General features: G+C 63.3%; 15 protein-coding genes and 1 pseudogene. 8 read left to right on the top strand and 8 right to left on the bottom strand.

The window, feature by feature from the left end; genetic code table 11:
* Positions 1-337 precede the first annotated feature (337 nt).
* From ggt to B0G80_RS12875, 4 genes are all read left to right on the top strand, one after another.
* Positions 338-1,975: a gamma-glutamyltransferase gene (ggt, locus tag B0G80_RS12890; RefSeq protein WP_116118246.1), complete on the top strand. Its 1,638-nt coding sequence runs from the start codon at positions 338-340 to the stop codon at positions 1,973-1,975.
* A gap of 192 nt (positions 1,976-2,167) precedes the next feature.
* Complete coding sequence (locus B0G80_RS12885; RefSeq protein WP_116118245.1) at positions 2,168-3,532, top strand: MFS transporter; 1,365 nt, start codon at positions 2,168-2,170, stop codon at positions 3,530-3,532.
* A 346-nt stretch (positions 3,533-3,878) separates the two neighbouring features.
* Positions 3,879-4,706, top strand: coding sequence for a ferritin-like domain-containing protein (locus B0G80_RS12880; RefSeq protein ID WP_106284131.1), 828 nt, complete (start codon positions 3,879-3,881; stop codon positions 4,704-4,706).
* A 102-nt stretch (positions 4,707-4,808) separates the two neighbouring features.
* Entirely contained in the window at positions 4,809-5,333 is a 525-nt protein-coding gene (locus tag B0G80_RS12875; protein WP_116118244.1) for a hypothetical protein, read from the top strand.
* A 185-nt stretch (positions 5,334-5,518) separates the two neighbouring features.
* Here the strand turns inward: B0G80_RS12875 and B0G80_RS12870 are convergent, their stop codons facing one another.
* The 4 genes from B0G80_RS12870 to B0G80_RS12855 all read right to left on the bottom strand — a co-directional run bounded on the left by B0G80_RS12870 (position 5,519) and on the right by B0G80_RS12855 (position 10,154).
* Positions 5,519-7,069, bottom strand: coding sequence for a DEAD/DEAH box helicase (locus B0G80_RS12870; protein ID WP_116118243.1), 1,551 nt, complete (start codon positions 7,067-7,069; stop codon positions 5,519-5,521).
* Positions 7,070-7,284: 215 nt separating this feature from the next.
* Positions 7,285-7,905 (bottom strand): PAQR family membrane homeostasis protein TrhA, encoded by a 621-nt coding sequence (locus B0G80_RS12865; RefSeq protein ID WP_116118242.1) that lies wholly within the window; start codon positions 7,903-7,905, stop codon positions 7,285-7,287.
* Positions 7,906-8,102: 197 nt separating this feature from the next.
* Positions 8,103-9,401: a cytochrome c gene (locus tag B0G80_RS12860; RefSeq protein WP_106284055.1), complete on the bottom strand. Its 1,299-nt coding sequence runs from the start codon at positions 9,399-9,401 to the stop codon at positions 8,103-8,105.
* Between the two features lie 21 nt (positions 9,402-9,422).
* A complete protein-coding gene (locus B0G80_RS12855; RefSeq protein ID WP_012434267.1) occupies positions 9,423-10,154 on the bottom strand; it encodes a c-type cytochrome in 732 nt (243 codons plus the stop codon).
* Positions 10,155-10,533: 379 nt separating this feature from the next.
* Between B0G80_RS12855 and copC the strand changes: the two genes are divergently transcribed.
* Together copC and B0G80_RS12845 are read left to right on the top strand one after the other, a co-directional pair.
* Entirely contained in the window at positions 10,534-10,911 is a 378-nt protein-coding gene (copC, locus tag B0G80_RS12850; protein WP_116118241.1) for a copper homeostasis periplasmic binding protein CopC, read from the top strand.
* Complete coding sequence (locus B0G80_RS12845) at positions 10,908-11,837, top strand: CopD family protein (RefSeq protein WP_116118240.1); 930 nt, start codon at positions 10,908-10,910, stop codon at positions 11,835-11,837. The genes copC and B0G80_RS12845 overlap by 4 nt, the downstream gene beginning before the upstream one ends.
* Before the next feature lie 178 nt (positions 11,838-12,015).
* Here B0G80_RS12845 and B0G80_RS12840 read toward each other — a convergent pair whose 3' ends face one another.
* From B0G80_RS12840 to dgoD, 3 genes are all read right to left on the bottom strand, one after another.
* Positions 12,016-12,258, bottom strand: a complete 243-nt coding sequence (locus B0G80_RS12840; protein ID WP_106284058.1) for a YodC family protein — start codon at positions 12,256-12,258, stop codon at positions 12,016-12,018.
* Between the two features lie 13 nt (positions 12,259-12,271).
* A complete protein-coding gene (locus tag B0G80_RS12835; protein ID WP_116118239.1) occupies positions 12,272-12,574 on the bottom strand; it encodes a hypothetical protein in 303 nt (100 codons plus the stop codon).
* Positions 12,575-12,862: 288 nt separating this feature from the next.
* Positions 12,863-14,011 carry a galactonate dehydratase gene (gene dgoD, locus B0G80_RS12830; protein ID WP_116118238.1) on the bottom strand — a complete coding sequence of 383 codons (1,149 nt, stop codon included), beginning with the start codon at positions 14,009-14,011 and terminating at the stop codon, positions 12,863-12,865.
* A gap of 291 nt (positions 14,012-14,302) precedes the next feature.
* Between dgoD and B0G80_RS12825 the strand changes: the two genes are divergently transcribed.
* On the top strand, positions 14,303-14,980 hold the full coding sequence (locus tag B0G80_RS12825; protein ID WP_116118237.1) for a FadR/GntR family transcriptional regulator: 678 nt from the start codon (positions 14,303-14,305) through the stop codon (positions 14,978-14,980).
* 57 nt (positions 14,981-15,037) lie between these two features.
* Here the strand turns inward: B0G80_RS12825 and B0G80_RS12820 are convergent.
* Positions 15,038-16,577 (bottom strand): annotated as a pseudogene (locus tag B0G80_RS12820) (DHA2 family efflux MFS transporter permease subunit).
* 135 nt (positions 16,578-16,712) lie between these two features.
* On the opposite strand from B0G80_RS12820, the gene B0G80_RS12815 reads away from it, so the two are divergent.
* Entirely contained in the window at positions 16,713-17,156 is a 444-nt protein-coding gene (locus B0G80_RS12815; RefSeq protein WP_106284063.1) for a MarR family winged helix-turn-helix transcriptional regulator, read from the top strand.
* Positions 17,157-17,269 lie beyond the last annotated feature (113 nt).

Raw genomic sequence — 17,269 nt, 5'->3', positions numbered from 1 at the left:
GTGGGTTTTTTGTCGGCGCTGCCCGCCGCCGGCGCGCCAGGCTGGCCGGTAAGCGGGTGATGCGTGAGCGGGGTGAGCGTATTGTAAGACCATCGCGCACCTTATCTGCCAACTCGTGCGACATGCATAGGAGACGAGACGACCGCGCGCCGATCTATTCAGGCCATTTGCGCATTTATTCATTTGATAAATGAATTTGTTTTTTGGGCCGGATCACGATGCAATCCGGGGTTCCTCGGTTGATTCGCGCTTCACCTCGCCTCACCCCGCGTTCGATCCGTTTCCAATGGCTTCCGGCGTTTCCACATGCCGGGCCGTGCTTTCGAGAGTGTTCGACATGACTGGCTTCAACTGGCAAAACCCTTACGCGACGCCGCGTCTGCCTGTATTCGCGCGCAACATCGTTTCGACTTCGCATCCGCTCGCGGCGCAAGCCGGCCTGCGCATGCTGTGGAAAGGCGGTAATGCCGTCGATGCGGCGATCGCGGCCGCCGCGGCCATCACCGTGGTCGAGCCGGTCTCCTGCGGGCTGGGTGGCGACGCGTTCGCGCTGGTGTGGGACGGCAAGAAGCTGCATGGCCTGAATGCGTCGGGTGTCTCGCCGGCGGCGTGGAACGTCGACTACTTCAAGCGCAAGTACGGCGAGGAAAACGGTCTCGCGAAGCAACCGAAGCGCGGCTGGGACGCGGTGACGGTGCCCGGCGTGATCGCCGGCTGGGAAGCGCTGCATCAGAAATTCGGCACGCTGCCGTTCGCCGATCTGATGGAGCCGGCCATTGAAATCGCCGAGCGCGGTCACGCGGTGGCGAGCATCGTCGCTTATAAGTGGGCGGCCGCCGTGCCGGAACTGAAGGATCTGCCGGGCTTTGCCCAAACCTTCATGCCGCGCGGCCGCGCGCCGGAAGTAAGCGAACTGGTGCGCTTCCCCGGCCACGCGAAGACGCTGCGCAAGCTCGCCGAACAAGGCCCGCGTGCGTACTACGAAGGCGAGATCGCTGAACGGATCGCCGCGTTCGCCCGCGAAGGCGGCGGCGCGCTGACGCTCGACGATCTGCGCAACTACAAAGCGGATTGGGTCGAGCCGATCGGCAAGGATTATCGCGGCTACACGGTGCACGAAATTCCGCCGAACGGGCAGGGCATCGCGGCGCTGATCGCGCTGGGCATCCTCGAAAAATTCGATGTGAAGGAGCTGGCGGTCGACAACGTCGAGTCGCAGCACTTGCAGATCGAAGCCATGAAGCTGGCCTTCGCCGACGTCTACCGCTATGTGGCAGATCCGCGCTCCATGGAAGTCACGCCGGAGCAGATGCTCGACGACGCGTACCTCACCTCGCGCGCCAAACTGATCCATCACAAGCGCGCCACGCAGTTCGACTTCGGCATGCCGAAGGCTGGCGGGACCATCTACATGTCGGTGGCTGACGAGCGCGGCATGATGGTCAGCTTCATCCAGTCGAACTACATGGGCTTCGGCTCGGGCATCGTGGTGCCGGATAGCGGCATCGCCATGCAGAACCGTGGCTGCGGATTCTCGATGGACCCGAAGTCGCCGAACGTGGTGGAAGGCGGCAAGCGGCCGTTCCACACGATCATCCCGTCGTTCCTCACGCAGCAGGTGGACGGCCGGCAGGAAGCGGTGATGAGCTTCGGCGTGATGGGCGGCGACATGCAGCCGCAAGGCCACCTGCAATCCATCGTGCGGATGCTCGACTACGGACAGCAGCCGCAGGCCGCGTGCGACGCGCCGCGCTGGAAGGTCAATCGCGACTTCACGATCGACATCGAATCGACGCTCGATCCGAAGACCGCCGAGGCCTTGCAGAAGCTCGGCCACACGATCAAGTCGGTCGACGACCCGTATATGGACTTCGGCTCCGGCCAGTACATCTGGAACCTCGATCGCAACGATCCGGAGCGCGGGTATGTCGCGGCGAGCGATAGCCGCCGTGACGGGTTGGCCGCGGGGTTCTAAGCAGGCATCCATGCGCGAGGCGGGGCGCCGCTCGAAGCGGCGCGTCGCTGCGCGCGCAGGCGATGCCTTAGCGCGCATTCCTCTACACGCTAAAGGCACCGCGCAGATCAAATACACCGGTTGCCGGCGTCGCCTCTCGCACGCCAGGCATCTGACATCCGGCATCGAGCATCAGACAGAGCAGGAGACATCATGCAGACCCACGCGTCGCCTTCGGCGACAGCTTCCCCTCATTCCGCGCCCGCGCCGCTATCCAAAGCGATGGTGCGGCGGATCGTGTTTTCGTCGTCGGTCGGCAATGCGCTCGAGTGGTTCGATTTTCTGGTCTACGGCTACTTCGCGACCATCATCGCCAAACAGTTTTTCCCGATGCAGGACGAGTGGCTCTCCACGCTGCTCGCCATCGCCACCTTCGGCATTTCGTTTCTGATGCGGCCGCTGGGCGCGGTCGTGCTGGGCATCTACGGCGACCGCAAGGGCCGCAAGGCGGCGCTGACGCTCGCCATTGCGCTGATGATGGTCGGCACCTTCACGATGGCGGTAATGCCGCCGTATGCATCGATCGGTATCGCGGCGCCGATTCTGATTCTGCTCGCGCGGCTCGTGCAAGGCTTCGCGGTGGGCGGTGAGTTCGGCAGCGCGACGGCGTTCATGGTCGAGCATAGCGCGTCGCGCCGCGGCTATTACGCGAGTTGGCAGTTCGCGAGCCAGGGGCTTGCCGCGATTACGGCCGCCGCGTTCGGCTCGTTGCTGACCGCATGGATGCCGCCCGCGCAACTGAACGACTGGGGCTGGCGCCTGCCGTTCGTGTTCGGTTTGCTGGTCGGGCCGGTGGGCTATTACATCCGTTCGCATCTCGACGAAACGCCGGAGTTCCTCGCGCTGCGCGAGGCGCGCGAAGCGGTCGCCGCTCGCTCGACGGCAAGCGAGGAGAAGGACGCCTCGTTCGCGAGTCAGTGGGTCAACCTGCTGCTTGCGGTCGGCATCGTCGCGCAATCCACGGTGGGCGTCTATGTGCTGCAGCTCTACATGCCGATGTACGCCGTCAAGCAATTGCACATGCCGGCGGCGGCATCGTTCGGCGTGGTGGTGCTCAACGGCGGCCTGCAGTTCCTGCTCTCGCCGGTGATGGGCGCATTGTCCGATCGCATCGGCCGGATTCGCATCATGCTGACCACCTCGATTCTGATGGGCACGCTGATCTATCCGATGTTCGCGCTGCTGCAGTCTCATCCGACCGTTGGCTGGCTGCTCGTGTTGCAGGGTACGGCGGGAATTTTCAAGGCCGCTTATTCCGGACCGATGCCTGCGCTGATGTCCGAAATCTTTCCGACGCAGGTGCGCTCGACCGGTCTTTCAATCGGTTACAGCATCGGCGTGACGATCTTCGGCGGCTTCGCGCCCACCATCGTCGAAACGTTCATTCATTTGACCGGCGACAAACTTGCGCCAAGTTATTACGTGCTGATTGCCGCGCTACTGTCGGGTCTCTCGCTCGTGGTCGTGGCGTGGCGCATGCGCCGCGTGCGTCCGACGCGAGGCGTTCAGATGGCCTGAGCGCAGGCCTTGCGCCGTTGAATCAAAGCGCCGCTACGCCCGTCCAACCTGACTGACGAGCGATCGTCGCAAACTCAAGCCAGCTCTTCAGCTGGCTTTTTTTATGCTCCGCGCGATGCGCTTTTGTCCGGTCGAATGATTCGACTACCGCGCCATGGAACTGCGGCGCCTCGGCATGGTCTGTGCTCTGTTATCTGCAGAGTTGCGAAACACCGACTAAGATGCAGGATACAAGGGGTTAACTCTAATTCAAGGCGCTGTATCAGACACGGCGGACCGGCCCGGCCGAGAGCGGGCGGTCTCGAGCATGCTCCGCGAGTCGATACAGCTTTCGGAGCAAGACACGATGCATACAGAGCTGAACCATGTCATGCCCTGGCGGATCGAGGACATCGACCTCACCCGCATTGATCGGCAAAAGGCCGTCGCTAACGAAGACTTGCTGCTGCTGCTGTGCGCGTCTTCGTTTATCGAAAGCGGCTCCGATCTGTACACCAGCAATCTGAGCACTTTCTTTAACGGCGATCCTGAAGTCTCGGCTTGGCTCAACCAGGAGTGGGAGCCGGAAGAGTTGCAGCACGGCCGCGCGCTCAAGACGTATATTGCTTACGTGTGGCCCGAATTCGACTGGGACACGGCATTTCGTAATTTCATGGAAGAGTATTCGCTGACCTGCTCGGTGGAGGACTTCGAAAAGACCCGCGCGCTCGAGATGGTCGCGCGCTGCGTGGTGGAAACCGGCACCGCGACCTTGTATCGCGCGATCGGCGAATGCTCGGACGAGCCCGTGCTCAAGCAGATCACCGACAACATCCGCACCGACGAAGTGCGTCACTACAAGCACTTTTTCAAGTACTTCAAGAAGTACAACAAGATCGAAGGCAACGGCCGGCTGGCTGTGCTTGGCGCGCTCATGCGCCGCGTCATGGAAATCAAGAACGAAGACTCGGAAATCGCCTTGCGGCACGTCTTCGCGACTCGTTATCCGGAGCGCGTGCACGACTCGACCTACAACCGCGCGCGCGCGGCGCGGATCAATGCGCTGGTGCGGCGCAATCTGTCGGCCGACATGTGTGTCAAGATGCTGCTCAAGCCGCTGAATCTGCCGGCGCGGATCCAGCCGGGCGTGCATTACCCGCTCGCCAAGATTACGCAGCACGTGTTCTTTCGCTGATCGCCTGGCGTGAATCACCGGCGTTCAAATGGCCCGCTTAGGCGGGCCATTTGCTTTTCAAGGCATGATGCAGACTGGCTCACTTCTCATCCCATCGACATCATGAGCGATTCCCCAACACCCGAACGTCCAGTCGAACAGAACGTGTTCGATGAATGGCCCGATGCCGTGCGCGCCTTGTTCGACGGTTCGTCGCTCGCCGGCAAGACGGGTTTCACCGCGTCGCTGCTGAGCGTCGATACGAATGGCCATGTGCGCACGTCGCTGCTTGGCGTCGGCGAGTTGTACGCGCTTGATTCGCGCACGTTGTGCATCGCGCTGTGGCCGCAAGCGAGGGCGACGCGCGCCATCGCGCAGAGCGGACGGGCGGCGCTCACCTTTGTCTGCGACGAGGCGTTCTATCAGGTGCAGTTGCTCATGACGCCGCTAGCGAGCGTCGCGGGCGATGTGAGCGGGCTTGTCTATCTGCACGGCTCGATCGACACGGCCGAGGCGCAAAGCGTTCGTTACGCGCGCCTGACGAGCGGCATTACGTTCGAACTGGAAGGGGACGGAGAGGCGGTGCTCGATCGATGGGAACAGCAGATCGAGCACCTGAAGCAAGCGGCTGCGGCGGCGGGTCGGTAGTCCTCGATGTAAGGACAACTGCCGTGGATGGTTGAGCGGCTTGCTGCCGGCCGCCGCCCTTGGTGCAAGGACAACGGCCGGCGAGTGTGTGCCTTTAGGCGTGGCGGCTATGTTGCCCGCTGCCGCCGGCCCGTCGTGCTTAGCGCAACGACAGCGGCCAGCGAGCGTGGGCTGAGCCTTGAAGCTTAACGGCCGCGCTGACCGCTGCGCGTGGGCTGGCCACCGCGCGGCGCGTCGTTGCGCGGCTTGGCACCGCCCAGCAACGCACCCGGATTGCCGCCTTGCGGTTTCGCGGCTTGCGGCTTGCGCGGCGCATGCTGCGCGGCGCTGCCCTCATGCGCGACGGCGCGCGGCCGGTCGTCGTGACGTTGACCGTCACGGCGCGGCTGACCGCCGCCATTGCCGGCCGGCTTCGCACCATGCGGCTTCGGCTGCTGTTGACCGTTCGCCGGGCGTTGACCCGAGCGCTGCGCCGGCTTCGCGGAACCCGCGCCATCACGTTTCGGTGCGCCTTGACCCTGACGCGGCGAACGACCGCCGCCGCCACCACCACCCTGGCCGCGACGCAGGATCGGTTCCGGCTTCGCAGTCGGGTCCGGTTCGAAACCGGCGATCACTTCCTGCGGCACCGGGCGCTTGATCAGCTTCTCGATGTCCTTCAACAACTGCAGTTCGTCGACGCACACCAGCGAGATCGCCTCGCCCGTTGCGCCCGCGCGGCCCGTGCGGCCGATGCGGTGCACGTAGTCTTCCGGCACGTTCGGCAGATCGTAGTTAACCACGTGCGGCAGTTGATCGATATCGATGCCGCGCGCCGCGATGTCGGTCGCGACCAGCACCTGCAGCGTGCCGTCCTTGAACTCGGCGAGCGCGCGTGTGCGGGCCGACTGGCTCTTGTTGCCGTGAATCGCCAGGGCGCTGATGCTGTCTTTGGTCAACTGTTCGGCAAGACGGTTGGCGCCGTGCTTGGTGCGCGTGAACACCAGCACCTGAAACCAGTTGTGCTGCTTGATCAGATGCGTGAGCAGTTCGCGCTTTTTGTCGCGATCCACTGGGTGAATCTTCTGCGCGACCGTTTCCGCCGTCGTATTGCGGCGCGCGACTTCGATCAGCGCCGGCGAGTCGAGCAGGTTGTCGGCGAGCGTCTTGATCTCGTCGGAGAAGGTGGCTGAGAACAGCAGGTTCTGCCGCTTCGGCGGCAGCTTCGCCAGCACGCGTTTGATGTCGTGGATGAAGCCCATGTCGAGCATGCGGTCGGCCTCGTCGAGCACGAGAATCTCGAGATGCGACAGGTCGATGGTCTTCTGCTGCATGTGATCGAGCAAACGGCCCGGCGTCGCGACGACGATATCCACGCCGCTGCGCAGTGCGCCGATCTGCGGATTGATGCCGACGCCGCCGAACATCACGGTCGACTTCAGCTTCAGATACTTGCCGTACGCGCGCACGCTTTCTTCGACCTGCGCGGCCAGTTCACGCGTGGGCGTGAGGATCAGCGCGCGTACCGCGCGCTTGCCCGAGCCGGTCGTAACGGCGGGCATGGTGTTCAGGCGTTGCAGGATCGGCAACGTAAAGCCGGCAGTCTTGCCGGTGCCGGTTTGCGCGCCGGCAAGCAGATCGCCGCCGTTGAGCACGGCGGGAATCGCTTGCGTCTGGATCGGAGTCGGAGTGGTGTAGCCGAGTTCGTGTACAGCGCGGACCAACGGTTCGGACAAGCCGAGGGAATCAAAAGACATAAAAGATCTTTGCAATGCAGTTTCGCGGACGGACACACCTGAATTCAGGCAGGCATGAACGCGGCATGAACACACCCGCATGGCGTGTTCGAGGCCGAAGCCCAGTTCCGTTCGCAGAGAAATCGGCGGCACGCGCGCAAACGCGTGCCGAATGCTTCAACGCGCTATGCAGACACGTTGACTGGCCTTAAGTTGCATTTCGCCGCCGTGGGGTGTCATGCGACGTAGCGCGCGACACTGACGAATTGACACAGACTGCCCGCCAGTACGAACAGGTGCCAGATACCATGTCCATGCCGGATGCGCTCGTCGTTGATGAAGAAGTAGATGCCGACGCTATAGATGACCCCGCCGGCCACGAGCCAGGCGGTACCCGCTGCCGGTAAGGCTTCAACCAGCGGGCGGACGGCAACGAGCGCGAGCCATCCCATCAGGACATACAGCACCATCGAAACGCTGCGGGTGCGTCGCCCCAGCGTCAATTCCTGCACGATGCCGAGAGCGGCAAGCCCCCAGCTTACGCCGAATAGCGACCAGCCCCACGGACCGCGCAATGTGACGAGCGTGAACGGAGTGTAGCTGCCGGCGATCAGCAGGTAGATCGCCGAATGGTCGCATTTCTGCAGAACCGCCTTCGCGCGCGGATTGCGCACGCTGTGGTAAAGCGTCGAGATAGCATACAGCACGAACAGCATCGCACCGTACACGCTGAAGCTGACCACCTTGTACGCGTCGCCGTCGAGCGCGCCCATCGTCACGAGCGTTGCGAGACCGGCCACCGACAGTACGGCGCCGACGAGGTGGGTAATGCTGTTGAAACGCTCCCCGGCATGCACGATTCTTATCTCCTGCCCAGTTTCATAAGCGCCCCCAAGGTCTGTCGCTGCGCGCCGAGCCCCCGCGGGGGTGAGAAAACTAGCGGCGGCCCGGCGTTTATCTCAGGGTAAATACTCCCCTATGATACCGGTCCTTCAAAAACGAAGGGCGCGGCCGCGAATTTCGCAGGCCGCGCCCTTGGTGCAACGAACGCTGCTTAGTCGAGCGGCGCCGAACGCAGATCGGACACTTGCTGCGGCGACACCGCCGTGCCGTGGTTGCCCCACGACATACGGATGTACGTCACAACCGCCGCGACTTCCTGATTCGACAGTGCTTGTGCGAACGGCGGCATGCCGTACGGATGCGGGTTGGCATCCGTGCTCGGCGGGTATCCGCCGTTCAGCACCATACGGATCGGGTTGACGGCCGACGGCATCTGAATCGACTGGTTGTTCGCGAGCGGCGGGAAGGCCGGCGGCATGCCGAGGCCATTTTCCGCATGGCACTTCGCGCAGTTGTCAGCGTAGATCTTCTGACCTTGCTTCAGCAGTTCGCCGCCGAACTTTTCAGACGTTTCGAGCTGCAGCGGCTCAGGCGCTTCGCTCTTCTGCGGAATCGTCTTCAGGTACGTGGCCATCGCGTTGATGTCCGCGTCCGACATGTACTGCAGGCTGTTGTGAACCACTTCGGCCATCGGACCGAACACCGCGCCGCGGTTCGACACGCCGGTCTTCAGCAGATCGGCGATGTCTTTGGTTTCCCAGTCGCCGAGGCCGGCTTCCTTGTTCGACGTGAGCGACGGTGCGTACCAGTTCTGCAGCGGGATCAGACCGCCGGCAAACGCGGCCGAGCTCACCGGGCCGCCCATGGCGTTGATCGACGTGTGGCACATGCCGCAGTGACCGAGACCTTCGATCAGGTACGCGCCACGGTTCCATTCGACCGACTTGGTCGGATCCGGCTTGTACTCGCCTTCACGGAAGAACAGCGTGCGCCAGCCGATCAGCATGTTGCGCTGGTTGAACGGGAATTTCAGTTCATGCGGACGGCTCGGCACGTTGACCGGCGCGACCGAACGCAGGTACGCGTAGATCGCGTCCGAGTCGGCGCGCGTGACCTTCGTGTAGCTGGTGAACGGGAAGCCCGGATACAGCAGGCTGCCGTCTTTCGAACGGCCGGTGTGCATGGCGCGATAGAAGTCGTCCTGCGTCCACTTGCCGATACCGTACTGGTCGTCAGGCGTGATGTTCGGCGTGAACATCGTGCCGAACGGCGTGGCCATGGGCAGGCCGCCGGCGAACTGCTTGCCGCCGCGCACTGTGTGGCAGGCGATACAGTCGCCGGCGCGGGCGAGATACTCGCCTTGCTTGATCAGCGCGGCCTGGTCGGCGGGCGTTGCCGCCATGGCCGTGCCGTTATGCAGATGGTCGCCGCCCGACCACAGGACGGGAACGAGTGCGGCAGCCGCAACGACGACGACTGCCGAGAGGGCGAACAAAGACTTGCGTTTCATTTGAGTGTCTCTCCCGGTGCCTTATTGCGGTTCGCTGCCGCAGGCAAGCGGAGTCTTCATCGAGCGGGCTGGAGCCGGCACGGGGTTTTGTGGGGCCTGCTGCGTGGAAAGCCAGGCGGCAACGGCGTTCACGTCTTCGTCGGTCAGACGCGTGGCGATGGTGTGCATGCAATCAGGCGCGATGGCATGGCGCGAACCCGAGCGCCATGCGCCGAGCTGCGCGCTGATGTAATCCGAATGCAGACCGACCAGACCCGGGATAGCGGGTTGCATACCGGTCAGCGTCTTGCCGTGGCAGGCCGCGCAAGCCGGAATCTGCTTCGACGCGTCGCCGTTCAGCACGATCTGCTGGCCGCGCGCGAGCGTGCTCGACGATACCGTCGGCTTGGCCGGCGGCGGATACGGAGGACGCTGTTGCGAGAAATAAGTGGCGATCTGATGAAGGTAGTCGTCCGAGAGATACGTGACGAGGTAGTTCATGGGCGGGTACTTGCGGCGCCCTTCGCGGAAATTCTGTAGCTGGTTGTACAGGTAGTCGGCAGGTTTGCCCGCGAGGCGAGGGAAGTAGTCGTTGTCCGTACCTTGGCCATGTGTGCCGTGGCAGGCCGTGCAGCCTTGCACGCGCGCTTCCATCGTATCGGGGGCTTTCGGCTGAGTCTGCGCTTTCGCAGCGCTATAAACGCCCGCGGAGCCGATCAGCAGAAGGGCGAGCAACGGGCGGAAAATGCGTCTTGAAGACACGCGTAACTCCATCAAAATCGGGGACCTGACCGAACTTCGAGCGGCTCGGTGTGAAGGGCAGCCGGCGCTGCGGCGACGCAGCATTCTATCATCGAAGGGTGATGATGACTATTTGGCACATTAGAGAAGGTTCCGGCTGTCACAGCCATGCGACAGTTTGACGCGCACACGCGTTTCACGCTGCCCAACTGTTATCCCGAATTTGTCTGCGCGATCAATGGCGCAACGCTCGAGCCTGGGCGATCTATCTATAAACCAGGTTGAACCGACGCCCGCGCGAACCATCGAAGCGTACACTTCCGGGCGCGCCGGACTGGATCCGGCCTGGTCCCGGCCTCGACGTGTCCGGTCCGACGCCCACTGTTTCCTGATCATCCGCTATCGGTCTTACATGAAGCTACCTGATTTTTCCCGCCCGGCGTTGCGAGCGTCGATGCTCGGCGCCGTGGCGCTGCTTGTGACGTCCACGGCATTCGCCCATGCGCATCTGAGCTCGAGCGAGCCGGCGGCCAACGCCGAAGTCGCCGCGCCCTCCGAAGTGACGATCCATTTCACCGAGCCGCTCGAACCGGCTTTCAGCAAGATCGCGCTTGCCGACACCAGCGGCAAGGCGGCCGTGGCAACTGAGTCGCAGGTCGACAAGGACGACGCCCGGGTCATGCATCTGCCGCTGCCGCAGTTGAGCGCCGGCCGCTATGCCGTGCACTGGATCGCGGTAGCCACGGACGGCCACCGTAGCCAAGGCGACTTTGCGTTTATCGTCAAATGAGCATCGACGGACTCTGGATCGGGCAGGTCGCCATGGCCGCGCTCATGAACGTCGCGTTTGCGTTTGCCGTCGGTTCGGCGTTGCTCGGCGCGTGGCTCGCGAAGGACGCCCAGCAGAAAATCTCGCCCGCGCGCCCCGCCTGGTTGCGCGCGCAACGTTCGATGCTGACGGCCACTGTCGTGCTGGTACTCGCCGACCTCGGCTGGTTGCTGTATCAGGCGGCGTCGATGAGCGGCGTCGGGTTGCCGGCCGCCATCGGCGTGGTGCCGACGGTGCTGACGCAAACTCATGTCGGTTATGGCTGGAGCCTTGCGTTTGCCGGCGCGCTGGTGCTGCTCGGCACGGCCATGGCCAGCCATACGGGCATGCTGCGCAATGCGCTCCTGTGGCTCGCGGTGGTCGCGATCGCCGCCGGCAAGGCGTCGCTCGGTCACGCGGCGGATGCCGGCCCGGCCTCGGCTGCGATCGCCATGCAAACGCTGCACGTGCTCGTCACCAGCGTGTGGGGCGGTCTGGCGATGGCGGCAGGGCTCGCGGTGCTGCCGGCACTCGGCACCTCGACTGCACGCGGCATGTTGATCCGCACCGCGACTCAGGTGTCGAACGTCTCGGTGGTGGCGGTTGGGCTCGTGCTGCTCTCCGGCGTTTTCAACGCGGTGCGAGGTTCCGGCGGCTCGTTCGAGGCGATCGAACTCAGCACGTGGGGCCATGTGCTGATGCTCAAGCTTGCGCTGGTCGGGCTCGCGCTCGTGCTCGGCGGACTCAACCGCTTTCTGGCGCTGCCGCGCCTGCGCCGCACGGCCTCGACAATGGACGCCCACACCTTCGTCAACGTGCTGTATCTGGAAGCGCTGGCGATGATCGGCGTGTTCGTCGCGGCGGCCGCGTTGTCGCATAGCGTGCCTGCGTTCGCCGCGCTCGGCTGACACCGTGGCGCGAGGTTATCTGCGAGGCGGGCTAGGTGGCACCTGAACAGCAACCGCGTCCTTAAGGATTCAGGTCCGCAACGTCTCGCAAGCGCGACATCGGCCGTATAAAAAAACGCCGCACAGCCAAAGCGTGCGGCGCAATACACACGGTCGCCTGGCGGTGGCCAGCAATCCGTTACTGCACTTTTGAGGCGGCGAGTACGTGGCTCGTCCGCTCCAGGGTCTCCTCCGGAAACATCTCCTGCTGTAACTCGCCGGTCTCGCTGAACCACTGGCAGATCAGCCAGTTACCTGATGCGAACAGCACCCGGCCGCTCCAGGTGACGGTCATCGGGCGGCCGCCTGACTTGAGTTTCAGGACGTCGCCCGCGCGAAACGTGGGTTTGGGCCGCCTCATGAGCCGCCTGGCCAATTGCATGGCGAGGCTCCGCTTATTCGAGACCGAGCCGATGGCCGAGGATCGGCGCACAAAAGAGGGCGATGGCGCAGCCCGCGGCTTTGCCTTCCAGCTCGGCGCCCGCGGCGCGCGAGCCGTACATATGCGTCAGCAGATCGAACAGTTGCGGCAGGCAGTACACGATCGCGGCGCCGATGAAGCATTTCTCGACGACCGAGATGCGCCAGCCGCGTTCGAATGCGAGTGCCGCGCCGATGATGCGCAGCACGCCGAACGCCACCAACGCGCCGACGGCGGCCTGTTCGCGGAGCAGATAGTCTGGCAGGAATTCGCTCATGATTTTCCCCGATGCATTTGTCGTTTGAATGCATTTGAGCAAAGAGCGGGCCATGTGTATGTGTGGTGTCGAACGGATGGCGTGAAAGCCTTTATGGATAAGGCTTTGCGGGAATTCGAGCGGGTTTGGGAAGGGCGCGGAAAACGCCTGCTCGGATGGGTTCGGTCCGGGATGTTACGTTACTGCGACGGCCCACGCGTCACGTCACCGTAACGCGCGGGCCGCGTCGGAGATGCGGCCGCCGACGCAAACAAAAACGCCGCCCACGGGCGGCGCTCCTTTACGCGATTACCATTCGGCGACGCTGCCATCCTCATGGCGCCACACCGGATTGCGCCAGCGATGGCCGACCTTGGCCATCTCCCGCACTTTCTCCTCGTTGACCTCGATGCCGAGCCCCGGGCCCTGCGGAATCGACACGAAGCCGTCTTCGTATTTGAAGACTTCCGGGTTCCTGATGTAGTCGAGCAGGTCGTTGCCCTGGTTGTAGTGGATGCCGAGACTCTGTTCCTGGATGAACGCGTTGTAGCTCACCGCATCGATCTGCAGACACGTCGCCAGAGCGATCGGCCCGAGCGGGCAATGCAGCGCGAGCGCGACGTCGTAGGCTTCCGCCATCGACGCGATCTTGCGGCACTCGGTAATGCCGCCCGCGTGCGATGCGTCCGGCTGAATGATGTCGACGTAGCCGCCCGACAGAATGTGCTTGAAGTCCCAGCGCGAGTAAAGACGCTCGCCCAACGCGATCGGCGTGTTGGTCTGATTGACGATGTCGCGCAACGCTTCGGCGTTCTCCGACAGCACGGGCTCTTCGATGAAGAGCAGCTTGTACGGGTCGAGTTCTTTCGCCAGCACCTTGGCCATCGGCTTGTGCACGCGGCCGTGGAAATCCACGCCGATGCCGATGTTCGGTCCGACTGCCTCGCGCACGGCCGCGACGTTGTTGATGACGCCTTGCACCTTGTCGAAGGTGTCGATGATCTGCAACTCTTCCGAGCCGTTCATCTTCACCGCCTTGAAGCCGCGTTCGACCACGGCGCGCGCGTTATTGGCCACGTCGCTCGGACGGTCGCCGCCGATCCACGAATACACCTTGATCTTGTCGCGCACCTGGCCGCCGAGCAGCGCATGGACCGGCACGCCATGGTGCTTGCCCTTGATGTCCCACAGCGCCTGGTCGACGCCGGCGATCGCGCTCATGGTGATCGGGCCGCCGCGATAGAAGCCCGAGCGGTACATCACTTGCCAATGGTCTTCGATCAGAAGCGGGTCTTTGCCGACCAGATAGTCGGACAGTTCTTCAACCGCAGCCGCCACCGTATGCGCGCGGCCTTCGACCACCGGTTCGCCCCAGCCGACGATGCCTTCGTCGGTTTCGATTTTCAGGAAGCACCAGCGCGGCGGAACGATGAAGGTTTCGAGCTTGGTGATTTTCATGATGTGCGTCTCCTTTGTCGGCCGGAGTTGGTGCTTTAGCGCTTACTCCGGCCCCATGCGAAGCATCGGCCTTAGGCGTCTGCGAACTATTTCGAGGATTCACATCCTACATCAAAAGTGTATTTAAGTACTATTAATAGTACTATTGTCCGGATAGTGGTGACACCCGCCGTCTCGGCACGGCACTGTCGAAGCAGTGATCTCACGGCTGAGATGAGATGCCGGATAATCGCGCTCGTTCCGGCCTCGGTTCCCGTATCAATAGCGCTGCAAAGCCGCTAGGAGAAAGCTATTCAGCACGATCTGCATGGGCGTGTCGCCCATCGGCTGGCGACCGCGATTCTGCGCGGCGACTACGCGCCTGATTCGATCCTGCCGCGCGAAGCGGAGTTGATGGAGGCGTTCGGCGTGAGTCGCACGGTGTTGCGCGAGGCGTTGCGCACGTTGACTTCGAAAGGCTTGATCGAATCGCGTCCGCGCGTGGGGACGCGCGTGCGGCCGAAACGCGCGTGGAATCTGCTCGATGTGGACGTGCTCGACTGGTACTCGCGGGTCGCCGAGCCGATGGCGTTCGCGCTCAACCTGCAGGAAATGCGCGAGATGATCGAGCCGTATGCCGCGAGTCTGGCGGCGGCTTCGCATACGGACGACACCTTCCACGCGCTCGCGGCGTCCCACGAAGCGATGGTGGCGGCGCGCAATGTCGACGAATGGGTGCGAGCCGATCTGCAGTTTCATTTGAGCGTGTTGACCGCATGCAGCAACGAATTGCTGATTCCGCTCGGCACGTTGATCGAGCGCACGCTCGAAGCGCAACTGCGTCTGAATGCAAAACGCGCGGAGGTGTTCAACGCGTCGCTGGCCGAGCACACGGCGGTGTTCGAAGCGATTCGCGATCGCGACGCCGCGGCGGCGCGCACGGCGATGGCGGCGCTGCTGGGTGTGACGCGCGGGCGGATCGAAGGTTAGTCGCGGGCGCGGCGCGCGGCCCATTGCGACGGCGACTAACCGGGTTAGCGCCGTGTCTCAATCCATCGCGGCATGCGCCACCGATGCGTCCGGCGACTTATGCGCGGGGCGGATCAACAGCAGAAGCGGAATGACCAGCAGCGTCGCCATGAACATCAGCTTGAAGTCGTTCAGATACGCGATCATCGATGCCTGCTGCGTGATCGACACGTTCAGTGCGGCCATGTCGAAATTGGAGCCGGTATTGAGCATCGGCTGGACGGCAGGATTGAACGGCGTGATGTTGGCCGCCAGGTCCGCATGCGAGACCTGCGTGTTGCGCGTCATCAGCGTTTGCACGATGGAAATGCCGATACTGCTGCCGATATTGCGCATCAGGCTATACGTTGCGGTGCCGTCCGCGCGCAGTTCCGGCGTGAGCGTCGAGAAAGTCAGCGCGCTCAGCGGCACGAACACGAGGCCGAGCCCGAAGCCCTGAATCACCCCGGGCCAGACAATGTCCGACGCCGACAGCACGATCGTAATACTGCATCATCTGCCAGAGCGCGAACGCCGAGATCAGAAAGCCGGCGAGCAGCAGAAGCCGTGCGTCGATCCGCTTCAGCAGGCGCCCGGCGAACAGCATGGCGACCATTGTGCCCGCGCCGCTCGGCGCAGTGACGAGGCCGGTCGTCGCGACCGGATAGTTCATCAGGTTCTGCAGCATGGGCGGCAGCAACGCGCGCGTCGCGTACATCACCGCGCCAATCACGAAGATGAAAAACGTCCCCGTGGCGAAGTTCGGGTCCTTCAGTAACTCGTATTTGAAAAACGATTTCTTGCCGACCGTGGCCGTGTGCACGAGGAAAAACGCAAAGCTGATGGCCGCGAGCAAGGCCTCGACGACGATTTCGTTCGAGCCGAACCAGTCGAGTTGCTCGCCGCGATCGAGCATGGCCTGCAATGCGCCGATGGCGAGACCCAGCGTGGCGAAGCCGAACGCGTCGAACTTCGCGTCGTGTTTCGGTTCGCGCGCGGGCAGGAAGGTCGCCACACCGAACAGCGCGAACGCGCCGATCGGCACGTTGATGAAAAACACCCAGCGCCAGTTGTAGCTGTCGGTGAGCCAGCCGCCGAGCGTCGGCCCGAGAATCGGTCCGACCATCACGCCCATGCCCCACACGGCCATGGCTTGCCCCTGCTTCTCGCGCGGGTTGATATCGAGCAGGATGGATTGCGACAGGGGCACCAGCGACGCGCCGAAAATCCCTTGCAGCAAACGCGACGCGACGATCTGCGTGAGCGTCTCCGACAACCCGCACAGCGCCGACGACACCGTGAAGCCGCCGATCGCGAAGATCAGCAGACGCTTGACGCTCAGCCGGTCGGACAGCCAGCCGGTGAGCGGCGTGGCGATCGCCGCGGCGACGATGTACGAGGTCAGCACCCACGTGATTTCATCCTGCGACGCGGACAGCGTGCCCTGCATATGCGGCAGCGCCACGTTGGCGATCGTGCTGTCGAGCGTCTGGATCAACGTCGCCAGCATGATCGAGACGGTGATCATCGGGCGGTTGAGCGGCGCGGCGGCGCGGGCCGCCGGGGTGTCGGAGGACATGAATGAGCGGGGTCGTCGATATAGTAAGCATGCTTAGTATATCGACTGCGCACGAGTCTGCCATCGGGAATTATGCGGAGCCTGAATACGCCCGTTTCAACGCTAATAAACGAAGGCCTTTCGTATAATCCGCTCATGAAAACCCAACTCGAAGAGCGCTTCGGCTTTCTGATTTCCGACGTCGGTCGCCTGACAGGCAAGCGTTTCGACGATCTCGCGAAGTCGTCGGTCGACTTGACGCGCGCGCAGTGCCGCGTGCTGGCCTATCTCGCGCACTACGGCGACACCAATCAGGCGCGGCTTGCGGACCTGCTCGAGGTCGCGCCGATCTCGGCGGGTCGTCTGCTGGATCGGATGGAAGAGGGTGGCTGGATCGAGCGGACGGCCAATCCGCAGGACCGCCGCGAGCGCCAGGTGAACATGACGCCGAAGGCCGAGCGCACGCTCGGCAAGGCGCGCAAGGTCGGCGACGAAGTCGCGCTCGAAGCGCTCAACGGCTTCACCGATGAAGAGGCGAAGCAGTTGATCGCGTTGTTGCAGCGGGTGCGGGGGAATCTCAGCCGGTTGGTGGATCGGTAACAGGCGGCACGCGGCTGGTTGAGCGAGGTGTCGATTGCGCCGGCGCCGGCTTCTTTCAAGCCGTAGCTTCACAGTCCGAAGGTCGGCACCGTGCGCGCGGTCGACGGCACGCT

Source organism: Paraburkholderia sp. BL6669N2 (assembly GCF_003387275.1).
Taxonomy (GTDB): Bacteria; Pseudomonadota; Gammaproteobacteria; order Burkholderiales; family Burkholderiaceae; genus Paraburkholderia.
This window is presented reverse-complemented; position numbering and strand designations above follow the sequence as displayed.

What these genes read in the sequence shown, in the direction of transcription:
- B0G80_RS12885 (WP_116118245.1), top strand. Translation starts at nt 2,168, where the DNA reads ATGCAGACCCACGCGTCGCCTTCGGCGACAGCTTCCCCTCATTCCGCG.
- B0G80_RS12845 (WP_116118240.1), top strand. Translation starts at nt 10,908, where the DNA reads ATGAGCATCGACGGACTCTGGATCGGGCAGGTCGCCATGGCCGCGCTC.
- B0G80_RS12880 (WP_106284131.1), top strand. Translation starts at nt 3,879, where the DNA reads ATGCATACAGAGCTGAACCATGTCATGCCCTGGCGGATCGAGGACATC.
- B0G80_RS12875 (WP_116118244.1), top strand. Translation starts at nt 4,809, where the DNA reads ATGAGCGATTCCCCAACACCCGAACGTCCAGTCGAACAGAACGTGTTC.
- B0G80_RS12870 (WP_116118243.1), bottom strand. Translation starts at nt 7,069, where the DNA reads ATGTCTTTTGATTCCCTCGGCTTGTCCGAACCGTTGGTCCGCGCTGTA.
- B0G80_RS12840 (WP_106284058.1), bottom strand. Translation starts at nt 12,258, where the DNA reads ATGCAATTGGCCAGGCGGCTCATGAGGCGGCCCAAACCCACGTTTCGC.
- B0G80_RS12815 (WP_106284063.1), top strand. Translation starts at nt 16,713, where the DNA reads ATGAAAACCCAACTCGAAGAGCGCTTCGGCTTTCTGATTTCCGACGTC.
- copC (WP_116118241.1), top strand. Translation starts at nt 10,534, where the DNA reads ATGAAGCTACCTGATTTTTCCCGCCCGGCGTTGCGAGCGTCGATGCTC.
- B0G80_RS12855 (WP_012434267.1), bottom strand. Translation starts at nt 10,154, where the DNA reads ATGGAGTTACGCGTGTCTTCAAGACGCATTTTCCGCCCGTTGCTCGCC.
- B0G80_RS12835 (WP_116118239.1), bottom strand. Translation starts at nt 12,574, where the DNA reads ATGAGCGAATTCCTGCCAGACTATCTGCTCCGCGAACAGGCCGCCGTC.
- B0G80_RS12860 (WP_106284055.1), bottom strand. Translation starts at nt 9,401, where the DNA reads ATGAAACGCAAGTCTTTGTTCGCCCTCTCGGCAGTCGTCGTCGTTGCG.
- dgoD (WP_116118238.1), bottom strand. Translation starts at nt 14,011, where the DNA reads ATGAAAATCACCAAGCTCGAAACCTTCATCGTTCCGCCGCGCTGGTGC.
- ggt (WP_116118246.1), top strand. Translation starts at nt 338, where the DNA reads ATGACTGGCTTCAACTGGCAAAACCCTTACGCGACGCCGCGTCTGCCT.